At 73.2% G+C, this 15,239-nt stretch carries 14 protein-coding genes and 1 rRNA gene; 4 read left to right on the top strand and 11 right to left on the bottom strand.

Translation table 11 applies throughout. From position 1 onward, the window contains the following. The first annotated feature begins 47 nt into the window (after positions 1 to 47). Positions 48 to 1,670, top strand: a complete 1,623-nt coding sequence (locus ACIQM3_RS29870) for a PucR family transcriptional regulator (protein ID WP_401629849.1) — start codon at positions 48 to 50, stop codon at positions 1,668 to 1,670. Between the two features lie 4 nt (positions 1,671 to 1,674). On the opposite strand, the gene ACIQM3_RS29865 is transcribed toward ACIQM3_RS29870, so the two are convergent. The 5 genes from ACIQM3_RS29865 to ACIQM3_RS29845 form a co-directional block, all read right to left on the bottom strand. Continuing rightward, complete coding sequence (locus tag ACIQM3_RS29865) at positions 1,675 to 2,754, bottom strand: glycosyltransferase family 4 protein (RefSeq protein ID WP_401629847.1); 1,080 nt, start codon at positions 2,752 to 2,754, stop codon at positions 1,675 to 1,677. A 175-nt stretch (positions 2,755 to 2,929) separates the two neighbouring features. Then, entirely contained in the window at positions 2,930 to 4,684 is a 1,755-nt protein-coding gene (gene recN, locus ACIQM3_RS29860; protein ID WP_401629844.1) for a DNA repair protein RecN, read from the bottom strand. 83 nt (positions 4,685 to 4,767) lie between these two features. Continuing rightward, on the bottom strand, positions 4,768 to 5,691 hold the full coding sequence (locus ACIQM3_RS29855) for an NAD kinase (protein WP_401629842.1): 924 nt from the start codon (positions 5,689 to 5,691) through the stop codon (positions 4,768 to 4,770). After that, positions 5,688 to 6,503: a TlyA family RNA methyltransferase gene (locus ACIQM3_RS29850; protein ID WP_401629839.1), complete on the bottom strand. Its 816-nt coding sequence runs from the start codon at positions 6,501 to 6,503 to the stop codon at positions 5,688 to 5,690. Before ACIQM3_RS29850 ends, ACIQM3_RS29855 begins: the two co-directional genes overlap by 4 nt. A 7-nt stretch (positions 6,504 to 6,510) precedes the next feature. Further along, positions 6,511 to 6,825 (bottom strand): hypothetical protein, encoded by a 315-nt coding sequence (locus tag ACIQM3_RS29845; protein ID WP_401629836.1) that lies wholly within the window; start codon positions 6,823 to 6,825, stop codon positions 6,511 to 6,513. A gap of 42 nt (positions 6,826 to 6,867) precedes the next feature. On the opposite strand from ACIQM3_RS29845, the gene ACIQM3_RS29840 reads away from it, so the two are divergent. Further along, a complete protein-coding gene (locus tag ACIQM3_RS29840) occupies positions 6,868 to 7,215 on the top strand; it encodes an alkyl sulfatase C-terminal domain-containing protein (RefSeq protein WP_393757852.1) in 348 nt (115 codons plus the stop codon). Positions 7,216 to 7,226: 11 nt separating this feature from the next. Here the strand turns inward: ACIQM3_RS29840 and ACIQM3_RS29835 are convergent, their stop codons facing one another. From ACIQM3_RS29835 to ACIQM3_RS29820, 4 genes are all read right to left on the bottom strand, one after another. Next, positions 7,227 to 8,030 (bottom strand): ABC transporter ATP-binding protein, encoded by an 804-nt coding sequence (locus tag ACIQM3_RS29835; RefSeq protein WP_401629833.1) that lies wholly within the window; start codon positions 8,028 to 8,030, stop codon positions 7,227 to 7,229. A 44-nt stretch (positions 8,031 to 8,074) separates the two neighbouring features. Beyond that, positions 8,075 to 9,133, bottom strand: coding sequence for a FecCD family ABC transporter permease (locus tag ACIQM3_RS29830; RefSeq protein WP_401629830.1), 1,059 nt, complete (start codon positions 9,131 to 9,133; stop codon positions 8,075 to 8,077). Further along, positions 9,130 to 10,191 carry a FecCD family ABC transporter permease gene (locus ACIQM3_RS29825; RefSeq protein ID WP_401629827.1) on the bottom strand — a complete coding sequence of 354 codons (1,062 nt, stop codon included), beginning with the start codon at positions 10,189 to 10,191 and terminating at the stop codon, positions 9,130 to 9,132. Before ACIQM3_RS29825 ends, ACIQM3_RS29830 begins: the two co-directional genes overlap by 4 nt. 138 nt (positions 10,192 to 10,329) lie before the next feature. Further along, complete coding sequence (locus ACIQM3_RS29820) at positions 10,330 to 11,358, bottom strand: HAD hydrolase-like protein (RefSeq protein ID WP_401629824.1); 1,029 nt, start codon at positions 11,356 to 11,358, stop codon at positions 10,330 to 10,332. A 72-nt stretch (positions 11,359 to 11,430) separates the two neighbouring features. On the opposite strand from ACIQM3_RS29820, the gene ACIQM3_RS29815 reads away from it, so the two are divergent. After that, positions 11,431 to 12,711, top strand: coding sequence for a DUF1015 family protein (locus ACIQM3_RS29815; RefSeq protein WP_401629821.1), 1,281 nt, complete (start codon positions 11,431 to 11,433; stop codon positions 12,709 to 12,711). Positions 12,712 to 12,782: 71 nt separating this feature from the next. Here ACIQM3_RS29815 and ACIQM3_RS29810 read toward each other — a convergent pair whose 3' ends face one another. Continuing rightward, entirely contained in the window at positions 12,783 to 13,508 is a 726-nt protein-coding gene (locus ACIQM3_RS29810) for a hypothetical protein (protein WP_401629818.1), read from the bottom strand. A gap of 78 nt (positions 13,509 to 13,586) precedes the next feature. Between ACIQM3_RS29810 and ACIQM3_RS29805 the strand changes: the two genes are divergently transcribed. Beyond that, the gene (locus ACIQM3_RS29805; protein ID WP_401629815.1) at positions 13,587 to 15,119 is read left to right on the top strand and encodes a hypothetical protein; all 1,533 of its coding nucleotides are present in this window, start codon (positions 13,587 to 13,589) and stop codon (positions 15,117 to 15,119) included. A 28-nt stretch (positions 15,120 to 15,147) separates the two neighbouring features. Here the strand turns inward: ACIQM3_RS29805 and rrf are convergent. Next, positions 15,148 to 15,239: ribosomal RNA gene (gene rrf / locus ACIQM3_RS29800) — 5S ribosomal RNA — on the bottom strand; the annotation flags it as partial.

Below are 15,239 nucleotides of genomic sequence, written 5' to 3'. Positions count from 1 at the left end.
GAGCACGAGCGCGCAGGCGCCGATACGGAAGCACGAGGCCGGAACCGGTGGAGACAGAGGGCGGGATCACCGTGCGGCGGGCCCTGGAGCTGCCGGGGCTGCGCGCCGGACTGCCGGAGGTGCTGACCTGCGCGGACCGGCTGGAGCGGACGGTGCGCTGGGTGCACGCCGGGGAGGCGCCGAACATCCCCGCGCTGCTCAAGGGCGGGGAGCTGCTGCTCTCCACGGGTCTCGGCCTCGGTTCGCGGCCCGCCGACCAGCGCGCCTACGTCCGCAAGCTGGCCGACCGCGGAATCGCCGCGCTGGTCGTGGAGCTCGGGCCGCGTTTCGAGCGGCTGCCGACGGCGATCGTGGAGGCGGCGAGGACGGCGGGGCTGCCGCTCGTGCAGCTGCACCGCGAGGTGCCGTTCGTGGCGGTGACCGAGGAGATCCACACCGAGATCGTCAACGGTCACTACGCTCTGCTCCAGCGGGCGGAGGAGGTCCACCGGCGGTGCACACAGGCGGTGCTCGGCGGTGGCGGGGTGCCGCAGGTCCTGGGGATCCTGGCGGACTTCGCCGCGAACCCGGTCTTCCTGGAGACTCCGGACGGCCGGCTGCTGTTCGCCGCGGGGGCCGGGCCGGTGGGCACCGATCCGCTGCAGGTCTGGGAGGGGCTGCGCGGGGCCCGTGCGGCCCGTGAGGCGCCACCGGCCGGCGCGCTCCTGGTGGAGGTGCCGGGAGGCGGCCCCGGGGCCGGTTCCGTACGGGCGCGGCTGGTGCTGCTCGCGGTGTCGGGCCCGCTGGTGACGGTGCACCGGATGGCGGCCGAACGGGCGGCGGGCATCCTGGCGGTCGTGCTGATGCAGGCCCGTCAGGAGGACGAGGTGGCGGCGCGGGGACGCGGCGACTTCCTCACGGATCTCGCCGAGGGCCGGATCGCTCCCGAGGACGCTCCCGCGCAGGCCGGTGTGCTGGGCTTCCGGCCGGGCGGGGATCCACTGCTGCCAGTGGTGATGAGGCTCGCGCCCGAGTCGGCGCCGTCGGGCAGCTGGGCGCTGCTGGCCCGCGCCGTGACGGAGGAGCTCGCGGCGGTGGGCGCGCCGGTGCTGGTGGGGGTGCGCCCGGTGGAGGGCAGGGTCCCGCTGCTGCTGGCGCTGCGTCCGGGGACCACCCGCGCGGCGCTCGGTGACCGGGTGGCGACCGCGCTGCGGGCCGGGGCCGGGCGGGCCGGCCTGGAGCGGGCCGGTGACCGTACGCCGGTCGTCGTGGTGGTGGGGGCCGCGGGCGGCTGGGCGGCGGCGGGCGCTGGGCTGCGGCACGCGGCGGAGGCGGCGACGGCCGCGCAGGGGCTCGGGGAGCGCCCCTGGTACGACGCGCGCAGCCTGGACATCGATCTGCTGCTGTGGCGGCTGCGGGACCAACCGGACCTGGAGTCCTTCGTGGACCGGGCGATCGGGCCGCTGCGCGAACACGACCGGACGTCGCGTCCCGCCCTGCTGCCCACTCTGGAGGCGTACCTCGCCCATGCGGGCCGCAAGGCGGAGGCCGCGCGCGAACTGCATCTGAACCGGCAGACGCTCTACAACCGGCTGGCCCGCATCGGTGAACTGCTCGGCACGGACCTGGACGACCCGCAGGCGGTGCTCGCCCTGAGCCTGGCCCTGCGGGCCCGCCGCCACACCCGCTGACAGGTCAGCCGCGGGCGGCCGCCAGGGGCTGCGCCAACTCGTCGTAGACGGAGAGCACATGGGCGACCGTGTCGTCCTCGGTCGGCCAGCTCTCGGCCTGTGCGCGCCCCGAGTCGGCGAGCCGCTCCCGTCGCCCGGGGTCGCCGAGGAGCCGTACGACGGCTCCGGCCAGCGCATCGGCGTCCCCGTACGGAACCAGCTCTGCTGCTTCGCCGACGAGTTCGGGCAGTCCGTCGGCCCGGGCCGCGACCAGCGGGACGCCGAGCCGCAGGGCCTCCTGGGCGAGCAGCGGCCCGCCCTCCCCGCGACCGGACAGTACGGCGATGTCGGCGGCGGCGAGGAGTTCGCCGATGCCGTCCGAGCCGCCGGTGAGGACGACGGGCAGCCCCTCCGCCGCGATCCGTCGTCGGAGGGCACCGGCCCGGGGCCCCTCCCCCGCGACGGCCAGCAGCGGCGCGGGGTCCAGGGCTCTCCACCCGCGCGCCGCGTCCAGCAGTGTCTCGTGGTCGTGCTGCGCCACCGACACCAGCAACGGCCTTCCGATCGCGCCCAGTTCGGCGCGCGCCTTGCCGTCGTCGGGGGTGTCCGGGTAGCGGCTCGCGGGGATCGCGGCCGGTGCGAGCCGGGCGTCCCTGGCGCCCCGGCGGCGGGCCCGGTCGACCAGCTCCCACGAGGTGCCCAGGACGACGGCGGCCGCGCGTGCGGCCCTCCGCTCCAGCAGCCGCAGCAGCCTGCCGCGGGTCCCGTCCGCGTGGGTGCGCGTGTGCCAGGTCACGACCAGGGGGATGCCCCGGCCGCTGAGGGCGATCCCGGCGCGTACGGCGGCGTGCAACCCGTGGGCGTGGACGATGTCCGCCCCGGTGCAGGCGGTACGGAGAGCGGCGACGGCCGCGGGGTCGCTGCGCCGGGGTACCGCGACGAAGCGGGCGCCCGTCGCGGGGAGGCCGTGGGCGCGGCCGGAGCCGGCCGGGGCGCAGACGGTGACCTGCACGCCTCTGGCCACCAGACCCGCGGCGAGCGAGCTGACATGAGCGCTGCTTCCGGCACCGCCGCCCAGGACTTGGACCGTACGCAGCTGTGACACGTTGATTGGCTCCCGGGGATCCCGAGTCGGTGACAAGTACAGCGCCAAGGATGCCAGTCCGTACGCACGTTCCGGGACCGAAGAAACGTTGTTCCCGTCCTCGCGTCGACGGCCGGGCGGCCCGCCCCACCCGTACGAGTGAGGCGGGCGGCGCGAGACTGACGCCGGCGGGCCGCTATCCGTCCGCTCGCGCGGTCTCCAGCAGCTCCTCGGCGTGCGCCCGGGCGGTCTCCGAGTCCTCCTGCCCGGCGAGCATCCGGGAGAGCTCACGCACCCGGTCCTCGCCTTCGAGGACCGTGACGCCGCTCCTGGTCACCGATCCGTCCACGGTCTTCTCGACCAGCAGCTGCCGGTCGGCGAAGGCGGCCACCTGCGGCAGGTGGGTGACCACGACGACCTGCGCGGACCTGGCGAGCTTCGCCAGCCGCCGGCCGACCTCGACGGCCGCCTTGCCGCCGACGCCCGCGTCGACCTCGTCGAAGAGGTACGTCGGCACGGGATCGGAGCCCGCGAAGACCACCTCGACGGCGAGCATCACCCGGGACAGCTCACCACCGGAGGCGCCCTTGGCGATCGGCCTGGGCTGGGCGCCGGGGTGCGGCGCCAGCAGGAGCTCCACCTCGTCGGCGCCGGAGGGCCCGTACAGCACGCTGCGGCCGCCGATGTCGATGCCGGACTCCTCGTCCGGCGCCTCGGTCTGCCCGATGGCGAAGGAGACCCGGGCGTGCGGCATCGCGAGTGACGCCAGCTCCTCGGTGACGGCCTCGGCGAAGCGCGCCGCCGCCTCGGTCCGCGCGTCGGTCAGTTCCTGGCCGAGGGCCGAGAGCTCGACGCGCAGCGCGTCGCGCTCCGCCGTCAGCTCACCGATCCTGTCGTCGTCGCCCTCGAGTTCGGTCAGCCGGGAGGCGCCGTCCTCGGCCCAGGCGAGCACGGAGGCTGTGTCCCCACCGGCCCGGCCGTATTTACGGGTGAGCGCGGTGAGCGCGGCACGCCGTTCCTCCACGACGGCGAGCCGCAGCGGGTCGGCGTCGAGCTGGTCGGCGTATCCGGCGAGCTCCCCTGCCACGTCGGCGAGCAGGATCGAGATCTCGCCGATCCGGTCGGCGAGCGCGGCGAGCGCGGGATCGTGTGCCCGTACGGCGTCCAGGGACTGTCCGGCGGCCGCCACCACCGTGGTGGCGTCCACGCCTTCCGGGTCCTCCGGATTCCCCGCGAGCGCCGTGTGGGCGAGCGCGGCCGCGGAGGCGAGCGCCTCGGCGTGGCCGAGCCTCTCGGCCTCCGCCGCGAGTTCGGTGTCCTCGCCTGGCAGCGGCTCCACGGCGGCGACCTCGTCGAGGCCGAAGCGCAGCAGGTCCGCCTCCTGGGCGCGTTCCCTGGCCCGGGTGGTCAGCTCGTCGAGCTCGGTGACGACCGCGCGGAGCCGCCGGTAGGCCGCCGCGTACTTGGTGTGCGGGCCCTCGACACCTCCCCCGGCGTAGCGGTCGAGGGCCTGGCGCTGCCGTGCGGGCTTGAGCAGTCCCTGCTGGTCGGTCTGGCCGTGCACGGCGACGAGCTCGTCGGCGAGCTCGGCGAGCAGCCCCACGGGCACGGATCTGCCTCCGAGATGGGCCCGGGACCGCCCTTCCGCCGAAACGGTACGGCTGATGATCAGCGCACCGTCCTCGATCTCGCCCCCGGCCTCCTCGGCGCGCACCGCCGCCGCGTCGCCCCGGGACACCGTGATCCGCCCCTCGACGACCGCGGCCTTGGCGCCGACCCGCACGAGGGCGGGGTCGGCGCGCCCGCCGAGCAGCAGCCCGAGGCTGGTGACGACCATGGTCTTGCCCGCGCCGGTCTCGCCCGTCACCGCGGTGAAACCGGGTGACAGCTCCACCACCGCGTCGTCGATGACTCCGAGCGACCGTATCCGCATCTCCTCCAACACGGACATGACCTTACGAGGTCCGGGGCCCGGTGTGCGACGGGCCCCGGTGAAGGATTCACTCACGCGGGTGTGAGCAGCGGCCCGGGAAATCAGTGCGGAGCGCCCCGCCAGCCCTGTACGGGCAGCGCGAACTTGGCCACCAGGCGGTCGGTGAACGACGCCTGGTGCAGCCGCGCGAGCCGTACGGGCACCGCGCCGCGCCGCACCTCCACCCTGGCCCCCGCGGGCAGCTCGACCGTCCGGCGGCCGTCGCACCACAGCACCCCGTGCGGGGTGTGCGGCTGGACCTCGACCGCCAGCACCGAGTCGGGCGAGGTCACCAGCGGCTTCGCGAACAGTGCGTGGGCGCTGATCGGCACCATGAGAAGCGCCTCGACCTCCGGCCATACGACGGGGCCGCCCGCCGAGAAGGCGTACGCGGTCGAGCCGGTCGGGGTGGCGCAGACGATCCCGTCGCATCCGAAGCCGGTCACCGGACGGCCGTCGATCTCCAGGACCACTTCGAGCATCCGCTCGGGCGAGACCTTCTGGACGGCGGCCTCGTTGAGCGCCCAGTCGGTGTGCACGATGTCGCCGTTGCTGTGCACGATGACATCGAGGGTCATCCGCTCCTCGACCTGGTACGCCCGGGTGACGACGCGGTCGACGACCTTGTCCAGGTCGTCACGCTCGGCCTCGGCGAGGAAGCCGACCCGCCCGAGGTTGACGCCGAGCATCGGCACGCCCGAGGCGCGGGAGATCTCGGCCCCGCGCAGCAGCGTCCCGTCCCCGCCGAGGACGATCAGGAGCTCGCAGCCGTCCACGGCCGTGGGTGTCGCGTCCGTGACCTTGACCACGGACGAGGGCAGCGGCAGGTCCTGCGCCTCCACGGCCAGCACCCGGACGCCGAGGCCGTTGCGCAGCAGGCCCTGGACGACGAGCTCGGCGCTGCGGATCGCGGCCGGGCGGCCGGTGTGCGCCAGCAGGAAGACGGTGCGTTCCGCGTTCCCTGGTTGTGCGGCTTGCGTTGTCAACGGGGCCCCTCCGCCACTGCGCGGTCGACGTCCGCGGGATCCAGCTCAGGTGCGCCGGCCCGCAGCCACAGAAAATACTCGACGTTTCCCGACGGGCCGGGCAGCGGACTCGCCGTCACCCCTTGGACACCGAGGCCCAGCAGACCGGCCCGGCGCGCCACTTCCCGTACGGCTTCGGCCCGCAGCTCCGGGCTGCGGACGACACCGCCGCTGCCGAGGCGCTCCTTGCCCACCTCGAACTGCGGCTTGACCATGAGCACCAGGTCGGCGTCGGGGGCGGCGCAGCGCGCGAGTGCGGGCAGCACCAGGCCGAGCGGGATGAACGAGAGGTCTCCCACCACCAGGTCCACCGGCTTCCCGTCGATCTGCTCCACCGTCAACTCGCGCACGTTGGTGCGGTCCTTGACGGTGACGCGTTCATCGGACTGCAGGGACCAGGCGAGCTGCCCGTAGCCGACGTCCACCGCCACGACGTGGCCTGCGCCGGCCCGGAGCAGCACATCGGTGAAGCCTCCGGTCGAGGCACCGGCGTCCAGCGCCCGCCGGCCTTCGACCTTCAGGCCCCGGGGCTCGAAGGCGGCGAGGGCGCCTGCGAGTTTGTGCCCGCCGCGCGAGACGTACTCGGGGTCGCTGTCGTCCTTGACGACGACGACGGCGGCACTGGTCTCGACCTGGGTGGCCGGCTTGGTCGCGGTGTTCCCGCCGACGGTCACCCGCCCCGCTGCGATCAGCTGGCTCGCGTGCTCGCGCGAGCGGGCGAGCTTGCGGCGTACCAGCTCGGCGTCGAGGCGGCGACGTGCCACTCCTGCCACGTTCGGTTCAGCTCCTGTTGTCGTGCGCGGGCGTCGGTGCGGGTGCGGGCCGTGCGTCCAGCGCGGTGAGTTCGTCACGCAGCCCACGGTGTACATCCTCGTACACCTCGGTGTGGCCGTCCGCCGCGAGGTGGTCGGCGTCGGCCAGCCGCTCCAGCCGGGCGTCCACCCCGGCGTGCCCCGTCGGGGTGCGTGCGACGCCGAGGGGTGCGGGCGGGGCGGGGTCGAAGGAGGGCGCGGGAGGCGCGGCGGGCGGCGCCGCGTCCGCTTCGGCCGCCTCACCCTGCTGCGCCGTGTCCGGCCCCGGCATCCAGTCGCTCATACGGGAACGCTACCCCGAAGGGCCGGTGTACCGTCGGTGACGATGGCGACCATGGCGGAGTGCCGCAGCGCACTCGACACACTTTCCGACAATCTGGCGGGGGCGGACGGCGACGTCCGCGGCGCCGCCGACCTCGACCGCTCGCTGAGCTGCCACATCAGGGATCTCGACGTGACGTTCACCGGACGGCTGGCGAACGGCCGGATCCGGGTGCTGGACACGTACGACGGCCCGCCCAGGGAGAAGGCCGAGATCCGGCTCGCGATGACCGGGGACGACCTCGTGGCCATGGTCGACGGCGAGCTGAACTTCGCGAAGGCCTGGGCCTCCGGCCGGGTGCGGTTGGAGGCCGGTTTCCGCGATCTGCTGAAGCTCAAGTCGCTGCTGTGACCGGCGCGGCCTCAGACGGAGGCCGCCGTGCGCTTCCTGCGGGCGGCGGGGACGACGAGCGGCGTCCCCGTCTCCGGATCGTCGATGACCTGGCACCGCATCCCGAAGACCTCCTCCACGAGCTGCGCGGTGACGACGTCACCGGGCGCGCCCTCGGCGATGACCGCGCCCTCGCGCATGGCGATGAGGTGGGTGGCGTACCGGGCGGCGTGATTGAGGTCGTGGAGCACGGCGACGAGGGTGCGGCCCTGCGTCTCGTGGAGTTCCGCGCAGAGGTCGAGCACGTCGATCTGGTGCTGGATGTCGAGATACGTGGTCGGCTCGTCCAGCAGCAGGAGCGGGGTCTGCTGGGCGAGGGCCATGGCGATCCAGACCCGCTGGCGCTGGCCGCCGGACAGCTCGTCGACGTATCGGTCGGCGAGCTCTCCGACACCGGTCGACTCCATTGACTCCTTCACGATGCGCTCGTCCTCGGGTGACCACTGGCGCAGCAGCCCCTGGTGGGGGTAACGGCCGCGTGAGACGAGGTCGGCGACGGTGATGCCGTCCGGGGCTATGGAGGACTGGGGCAGCAGGCCGAGCGTCCTGGCGACCTTCTTCGCGGGCATCCGGTGGATGGACTGCCCGTCCAGCAGGACGTCCCCGGCGTTCGGCTTCAGCATCCGGGAGAGGGCGCGCAGCAGGGTCGACTTGCCGCAGGCGTTGGGGCCGACGATGACCGTGAAGGAGTTGTCGGGGATCTCGACCGAGAGGTTCTCGGCGATGACCCGCTGGTCGTAGCCGAGGGTCACCGAGTCCGCGATGAGGCGCTGCATGGTCGTACTCCCGGAGTCGGTGGGGTTGGTCTGCGTGCCCGGCTTCATATGCGGCCCGCCCTGCGCTCGGACACGAGGAGCCACAGCAGGTAGCAGCCGCCGAGTACGCCGGTGACGACGCCCACCGGGAGCTGGCGGTCCCCGAAGGCGTTCATGGCGGTCCAGTCGGCGACGAGCAGCAGGGCCGCCCCCGTGGCGGCCGCGGCGGCCAGGTTGGGACCGGGTGCGCGGGTGAGGCGGCGGGCGACCTGCGGGGCGCTGAGCGAGACGAAGACGATGGGTCCGGCGGCGGCGGTGGCGACGGCGACGAGCAGCACGGCGCAGCCCAGCAGGACGAGCCGGGTGCGTTCGACCCGTACGCCCAGGGAGTGGGCGGCGTCGTCGCCCATCTCGATCATGCGCAGCGCCCGTCCGTGGCCGAGGATCAGGGGGAACAGGACGCAGCAGACCGCGAGGAGCGGCCAGACCTGGGCCCAGTCCCGGCCGTCCAGCGAGCCGGTCATCCAGACGACGGCGCGGGTGGCGTCGACGAGGTTGGCCTTGGTGATCAGATAGTGGATCGCGGCGGTGAGCATCGCGGCGGCGCCGATGCCGACCAGGACGAGCCGGTAGCCGTGCACCCCGCGCCTCCAGGCCAGCAGGTAGACGGCGACGCCCGTCAGCAGGCCGCCGCCGACTGCGCCCGCGGCGACCTCGGTCGGTCCGCCGTGGAAGAGCACGATCACGGTGAGGGCACCGACCGCGGCACCCTGGCCGAAGCCGAGGACGTCCGGACTGCCGAGCGGATTGCGCGAGACGCTCTGGAAGACGGCGCCGCCGACACCGAGCGCCGCGCCGACGAGCAGCCCGACGAGGACCCTCGGCAGCCGCAGTTCGGTGACGATGAACTCCTGCTGGAAGGTTCCGTTGCCGAACAGGGTGGTGACGACCTGTCCGGGTGACATCGAGTAGTCGCCGCTGCCTATCAGCACCACGGCGGCGAAGGCCGCCGCCGCGACGAGCAGCGCGATCACCGCGAACGCCCGTGCGTCCACCCGGAAGGAGAGCCCGCCGGCCGTCCGCACGGCGTGGACGGTCTTCGTGGTGTCCTGTGCGGCCTTCACAGCTGGGCCATCCTCTTGCGACGTACGAGATGGATGAAGACGGGCCCGCCCAGCAGCGCGGTGACGATGCCGACCTGGAGTTCGGCGGGGCGGGCGGCGACCCTGCCCACCACGTCGGCGCCGAGCAGCAGCACGGGCGCGAGGACGGCCGCGTAGGGCAGGATCCACCGCATGTCCGGGCCGGTGATGGTGCGGACCAGGTGCGGGATCATCAGCCCGATGAAGACGATCGGCCCGCAGGCGGCGGTCGCCGCCCCGCAGAGCAGGGTGACGGCCACCATCGCGAGGACGCGTGTACGGGTCAGATGCGCGCCGAGCGCCCTGGCCGTGTCGTCGCCCATCTCCAGCGCGTTGAGCGGCCGGGCGATGAGCAGGGCGAGCAGCACGCCCAGGGCGATGAACGGCCACACCTTACCGACGGTCTCCGGGTTCGCGGAGGCCAGCGATCCCACGGTCCAGAAGCGCAGCCGGTCCAGGGCCGCCGAGTCCAGCAGCTGTACGGCGTTGACGTATCCGAAGAGCGCCGCGGTGACCGCCGTGCCGGCGAGCGCCAGTCGTACGGGGTTGGCGGAGCGGCTGCCGCCGAGCACGTACACCGCGACGGAGACGATCGCGGCGCCGCCGAACGCGAACCAGACGTATCCGGTGAGCGAGGTGACGCCGAGGAAGGTGATGGCGGAGACGACGGCCGCCGCCGCACCCGCGTTGACACCCAGCAGGCCGGGCTCGGCGAGCGGATTGCGGGTCAGCGCCTGCATCACGGCGCCGGCCAGCCCCAGGGCGGCCCCGACGATCAGCCCCAGCACGGTGCGCGGGACCCGCACATCCCGTACGAGCACGTCGCCGTTGGTGCCCGAGTAGTGGAACAGGCCGTGCCACACCTCGGAGAGGGGCAGGGCCTTGGCGCCGATCGCGATACTCGCGAGGCACACCAGGACCAGTACGCCCACGGCGACCAGCAGCCCCACGGCTCGTGCCGCGTGGCGCCCGGTGCGCGCGGACTCGTCCGGCGCCGCCGCGGGACCGGCGTTCGTTTCAGAAGGGCTCTCGACCAACACCGGGTTAGGGTAGCCTACCCTCCGGTTCCGGCCACCAGGGGGAGCCGGAGGCAACCGCTGCCCGGCCGGCCGGCGCCGCTCCGTGGAGCGGGGCCGACCAGGACGTCCACCGCGCCGTGGGCGGGCCGGCCTCCCCCGCTACAGCCCGAGCCTGGCCACGGCCTTCCCCGCGTCCAGCCCGCACGAGCCGTCCCCGGCATGCGTCCACGCCGCTGCGCACATGGCTCGCAGCCCGTCGATCGCGTCGCCGTCACCTTCCAGCACGAGCGCGTCCCCGCGCGCCACGGCCGTCCAGCCGCCGCAGCGGAACCCACCGTCCTCCTCCGTCACCTCGGGCTGCCCGGTGAGCAGACCACGCAGGTCCCGGTCCACATAGGTCGGGCGGTACTTGGGTTCGGCCGCGACCAGTTGTGCCGCGTCGGTCACCCCGGTGAGGACGAGCAGCGAGTCCACGCCGCCGTTGAACGCGCCCTCGATGTCCGTGTCCAGCCGGTCCCCGACGACCAGCGGCCGCTTCGCCCCGGTCCGCAGCACGGTCTCGCGGTGCATCGGCGGCAGCGGCTTGCCCGCGACCTGCGGCTCGGCACCGGTCGCGATCCGTACGACCTCGACCGCCGCGCCGTTGCCCGGAGCGATACCCCGGGCGCCGGGGATCGTCAGGTCCGTGTTGGACGCGAACCACACGGCCCCGCGCGAGATCGCGTACGCCGCCTCGGAGAAGCGGCCCCATGCCAGATCCGGCCCGCCGAACCCCTGAGCCACGGCGACGGGTTCGTCGTCCGCCGACTCCACCGGCACCAGGCCGCGCTCGCGCAGCGCGACCCGCAGCCCCTCGCCGCCTACCACGAGCACCTTCGCCCCGGACGGCAGCTGATCGGCCATCAGCCGGGCCACCGCCTGCGCCGACGTGATCACATCAGCGGCATCGGCCGGCACGCCGAGCTCCGTCAGGTGCTCCGCCACGGCGTCCGGCGTCCGGAGCGCGTTGTTCGTCACGTACGCGAGATGCATGCCGCCCGCGCGCGCACTGCCCAGCGACTCCACGGCATGGACGATCGCGTGCCCGCCCGCGTACACCACCCCGTCGAGATCAAGCAGGGCCGTGTCGTACGCCTCACTCAGCGCCACGCCGCTTCCGAGCGGCCGGGACCTGTACTGCTGACTCATATGCGTACGCTCCTCTTTCCATGCTTCTCCCCCGATCATCGCGCATCGCGGGAGCGCACATACGATGCGCGAATGAACACATCCGGGCCCGCTGCCGGCGAGGGACTGCGGCTGGTCCCCTTCCGTGGACTGCGATACGTCCCCGAACGGGTCGGCAGCCTCGCGGCGGTGACCTCGCCTCCGTACGACGTCGTCGTCCGGCCCGACGGGCTGCACCACCTGGAGTCCGCGGACCCGCACAACATCGTCCGGCTGATCCTCCCGCAGGCCGGCACGGCCGCCGCACGCCACCGGCAGGCCGCCGACACCCTGAAACGCTGGCTCGCGGAGGGCGTCCTCGCCCCGGACCCGGTGCCCGTGCTCTACGTCTACGAACAGCGGGCCGGAGACATCCTTCAGCGCGGTGTGATCGGGGCCCTGGCCCTCTCCCCCGCGTCGGAGGGTGTGGTGCTGCCGCACGAGGACGTCATGGCCGATGTCGTGGAGGACCGCGCCGACCTGATGCGCACCGCGGCCGCCCACCTCGAGCCCCTGCTCCTCAGCTACGCGGGAGACGGCGGGCCGTGCGGCACGACGGCCGTCATCGAGCGGGTGGTGGAGCGGTTTCCGCTCCTCACCACGACGACCGAGGACGGTTTCAGCCACCGTCTCTGGGCCGTTTCCGACCCTGCGGAGCGGGCGGAGATCGAGTCCGATCTCTCCCACCGCCAGGCACTGATCGCCGACGGCCATCACCGCTGGGCCACCTATCTGCGGCTCCAGCGGGAGCAGTCTGCCCCCGGGCCCTGGGACTTCGGTCTCGTCCTGCTCGTCGACACCGCCCGCTATCCGCTGCGGGTCCGAGCCATCCACCGGCTGCTGCACCGCCTTCCGGTCGCCGAGGCCATCGAGGCCCTGGGCAGCAGCTTCCGGGTAAGGGAGATCGGCGGACCGCTCCCCCGGGCCCTCGACGCACTCACCGAGGCCGCCGCGGGGGGCAACGCCTTTCTGCTCGCGGGCGACGGCAGTTTCCACCTCGTCGACCGGCCGGACGGAGATCTCCTCAGCCGCACGGTCCGTGCCGACCAGCCGGCGGCCTGGCGCGCACTGGATGCGACCGTGCTGCACTCCACACTCCTGGACCACGTCTGGAGGATTCCCGACGCCCCGGAGCACATCGCCTACATCCACGACACCGCGGCGGCCGTCGAGCAGGCAGAGCGGCACAATGCCACGGCAGTGCTGATGCACCCGGTCCGCGAGGACGTCGTCCGGGAACTGGCCAGACAGGGCGTCACCATGCCCCGTAAGTCGACCTCGTTCGGCCCCAAGCCGGCCACGGGACTCGTCCTGCGCACTCTCGACACGGACTGAGCAACGGGCAGCAAACAGAAGAGGGCGGCACCCGTGACGGGTGCCGCCCTCTTCTGTCAGCCCTTCAGCGCTTACGCCTTCGCGGAGCCTTCCGCGTCGTCGTCCTCGATTTCTTCGATTTCCTCGTCATCGTCGTCGTAGTACTCCTCCACGCCGTCGTCCTCGTCGTCCTGCTCCTCGGCGCCCGGCGCCTCGGCCTCGACCACGGCCGGGTGCTCGTCGTCCTCACCCATGGCGTCGACGAACTCCACACCGTCGAGCGCGGCGAGCCGGTCCGACGCATCGGTCGTGCCGTCCTTGTCCGCCTCGAGGGCCTTGCCGAACCACTCGCGTGCCTCGTCCTCGCGCCCTGCTTCCAGGAGCGCGTCCGCATACGCGTACCGCAGGCGCGGGGTCCACGAGTGGACGGCGCTGGAGGCGAGCTCGGGGCCCTGCAGTGTGACGATTGCCGCGTCGATCTGGCCCATGTCCCTGCGGGCTCCGGCGGCGACCAAGCGCATCTCGACCTGGCCGGCCTTGTCCAGCTTCTGGACCTCGGGCCCACCGGCCATGTCCATCGCCCGCTCGGGCCTGCCGAGTCCACGCTCGCAGTCGGCCATGACGGGCCACAGGTCCACGGAGCCGGTCATGCGACGGGACGCCCTGAACTCGGCCAGTGCCTCCGCATACTTCTGCGTCGCGTACGCGGCGAAGCCGGCAGCCTCACGCACCGCTGCGACGCGCGAGGCCAGACGCAGTGCGATACGCGAGTAGGCGTAGGCCTGCTCCGGGTCCTCGTCGAGGAGGCGGGCCACCATCACGAGGTTCCGTGCAACGTCCTCGGCGAGGGTCTTCGGAAGGCTGTACAGCTCCTGCCGGACATCCTTGTCGATCTCGTGGCCGGTGACGTCGTCCGGGATGGGAAGCCGCTTGATCGGCTCACGGTCGCGGTCGTCGCGGCCCTGATAGCCACCACGGTCGTCACGGCCCTGGTAGCCACCACGGTCGTCGCGGCCCTGGTAGCCACCGCGGTCGTTGTCGCGACGGGGCGCACGGTCCCGGTCACGGCTCCTGTCGTCACGACGCGGAGCCCGGTCGTCGCGGCGGAAGCCGCCGCCGGCGCTGCCGCCACGGCTGTCGTCACGACGGGGGCCGCTGCTGGGACGGTCTTCACGGCGCGGAGCCCGGTCGTCACGGCGCTCGAAACCACCGCTGGGGCGACCACCACGGTCGTCGCGACGCTCGAAGCCACCGCTGGGGCGACCGCCGCGGTCGTCGCGCTGGCCACCGCGATACCCACCACGCTCGTCATCACGACGCGGAGCCCGGTCGTCACGGCGGAAGCCGCCGCCGGCGCTGCCGCCACGGTTGTCGTCACGACGGGGGCCGCTGCTGGGACGGTCGTCACGACGCTCGAACCCACCGCTGGGACGGCCACCACGGTCATCACGACGCTCGAAGCCACCGCTGGGGCGACCACCCCGGTCATCGCGACGGAAACCGCCGCCGGCGCTGCCACCACGGCTGTCGTCACGACGCGGGGCCCGGTCGTCACGACGCTCGAAGCCCCCGCTGGGGCGACCACCGCGATCGTCACGCTGACCACCGCGGTACCCACCACGGCTGTCATCGCGACGGAAACCACCACCGGCGCTGCCACCACGGCTGTCATCGCGACGGAAACCACCACCGGTGCTACCACCACGGCTGTCATCGCGACGGAAACCACCGCCCGCGCTGCCACCACGGCTGTCGTCACGACGCGGGGCCCGGTCGTCACGACGCTCGAAGCCACCGCTGGGGCGACCACCACGGTCATCACGCTGACCACCGCGGTACCCACCACGGCTGTCATCGCGACGGAAACCACCACCGGCGCTGCCACCGCGGTTGTCGTCGCGGCGGGGGCCGCCGCTGGGACGGTCGTCACGACGCGGAGCGCGGTCGTCGCGCCGCTCGAAACCACCGCTGGGGCGACCGCCGCGGTCGTCGCGCTGGCCACCGCGATACCCACCACGCTCGTCATCACGACGCGGAGCCCGGTCGTCACGGCGGAAGCCGCCGCCGGCGCTGCCACCACGGTGGTCGTCACGACGAGGGCCGCCGCTGGGACGGTCGTCACGACGCGGAGCCCGGTCGTCACGACGGAAACCACCACCGGCGCTGCCACCACGGCTGTCGTCACGGCGGGGGCCGCCGGAACGGTCGTTGGTGTCACGTCGAGGCGCGCCGGACCGGTCGTCACGACCGCCACGGAAACCGCCCCTGTCACCGCCGTCACGGCGACGCGGCTCGCGCTCCGGACGGTCGTCGGAAGAGTTGGTGGACATGGGGGTGACTCCTGTCATCGGGTACCACAGACATTCTCGCGCAGCCGACCATCCGACGCGCTTCGGCAAAACAAAAAGGACCCTTGGTCCCAGCGTTGAACGCTGGGACCAAGGGTCCTGAAAGATTGTTCGGCGGCGTCCTACTCTCCCACAGGGTCCCCCCTGCAGTACCATCGGCGCTGAAAGGCTTAGCTTCCGGGTTCGGAATGTAACCGGGCG

This window comes from Streptomyces sp. NPDC091271 (genome assembly GCF_044757505.1).
Taxonomy (GTDB): domain Bacteria; phylum Actinomycetota; class Actinomycetes; order Streptomycetales; family Streptomycetaceae; genus Streptomyces.
The sequence above is the reverse complement of the archived record's forward strand: the minus strand, read 5'-3'. Positions and strand labels throughout refer to the sequence as shown.

Bases quoted from the DNA above. Each gene is read 5' to 3' on its own strand.
- recN (WP_401629844.1), bottom strand. From the start codon at position 4,684: ATGTCCGTGTTGGAGGAGATGCGGATACGGTCGCTCGGAGTCATCGAC.
- ACIQM3_RS29845 (WP_401629836.1), bottom strand. From the start codon at position 6,825: ATGAGCGACTGGATGCCGGGGCCGGACACGGCGCAGCAGGGTGAGGCG.
- ACIQM3_RS29840 (WP_393757852.1), top strand. From the start codon at position 6,868: ATGGCGACCATGGCGGAGTGCCGCAGCGCACTCGACACACTTTCCGAC.
- ACIQM3_RS29835 (WP_401629833.1), bottom strand. From the start codon at position 8,030: ATGCAGCGCCTCATCGCGGACTCGGTGACCCTCGGCTACGACCAGCGG.
- ACIQM3_RS29820 (WP_401629824.1), bottom strand. From the start codon at position 11,358: ATGAGTCAGCAGTACAGGTCCCGGCCGCTCGGAAGCGGCGTGGCGCTG.
- ACIQM3_RS29815 (WP_401629821.1), top strand. From the start codon at position 11,431: ATGAACACATCCGGGCCCGCTGCCGGCGAGGGACTGCGGCTGGTCCCC.
- ACIQM3_RS29810 (WP_401629818.1), bottom strand. From the start codon at position 13,508: ATGGTGGCCCGCCTCCTCGACGAGGACCCGGAGCAGGCCTACGCCTAC.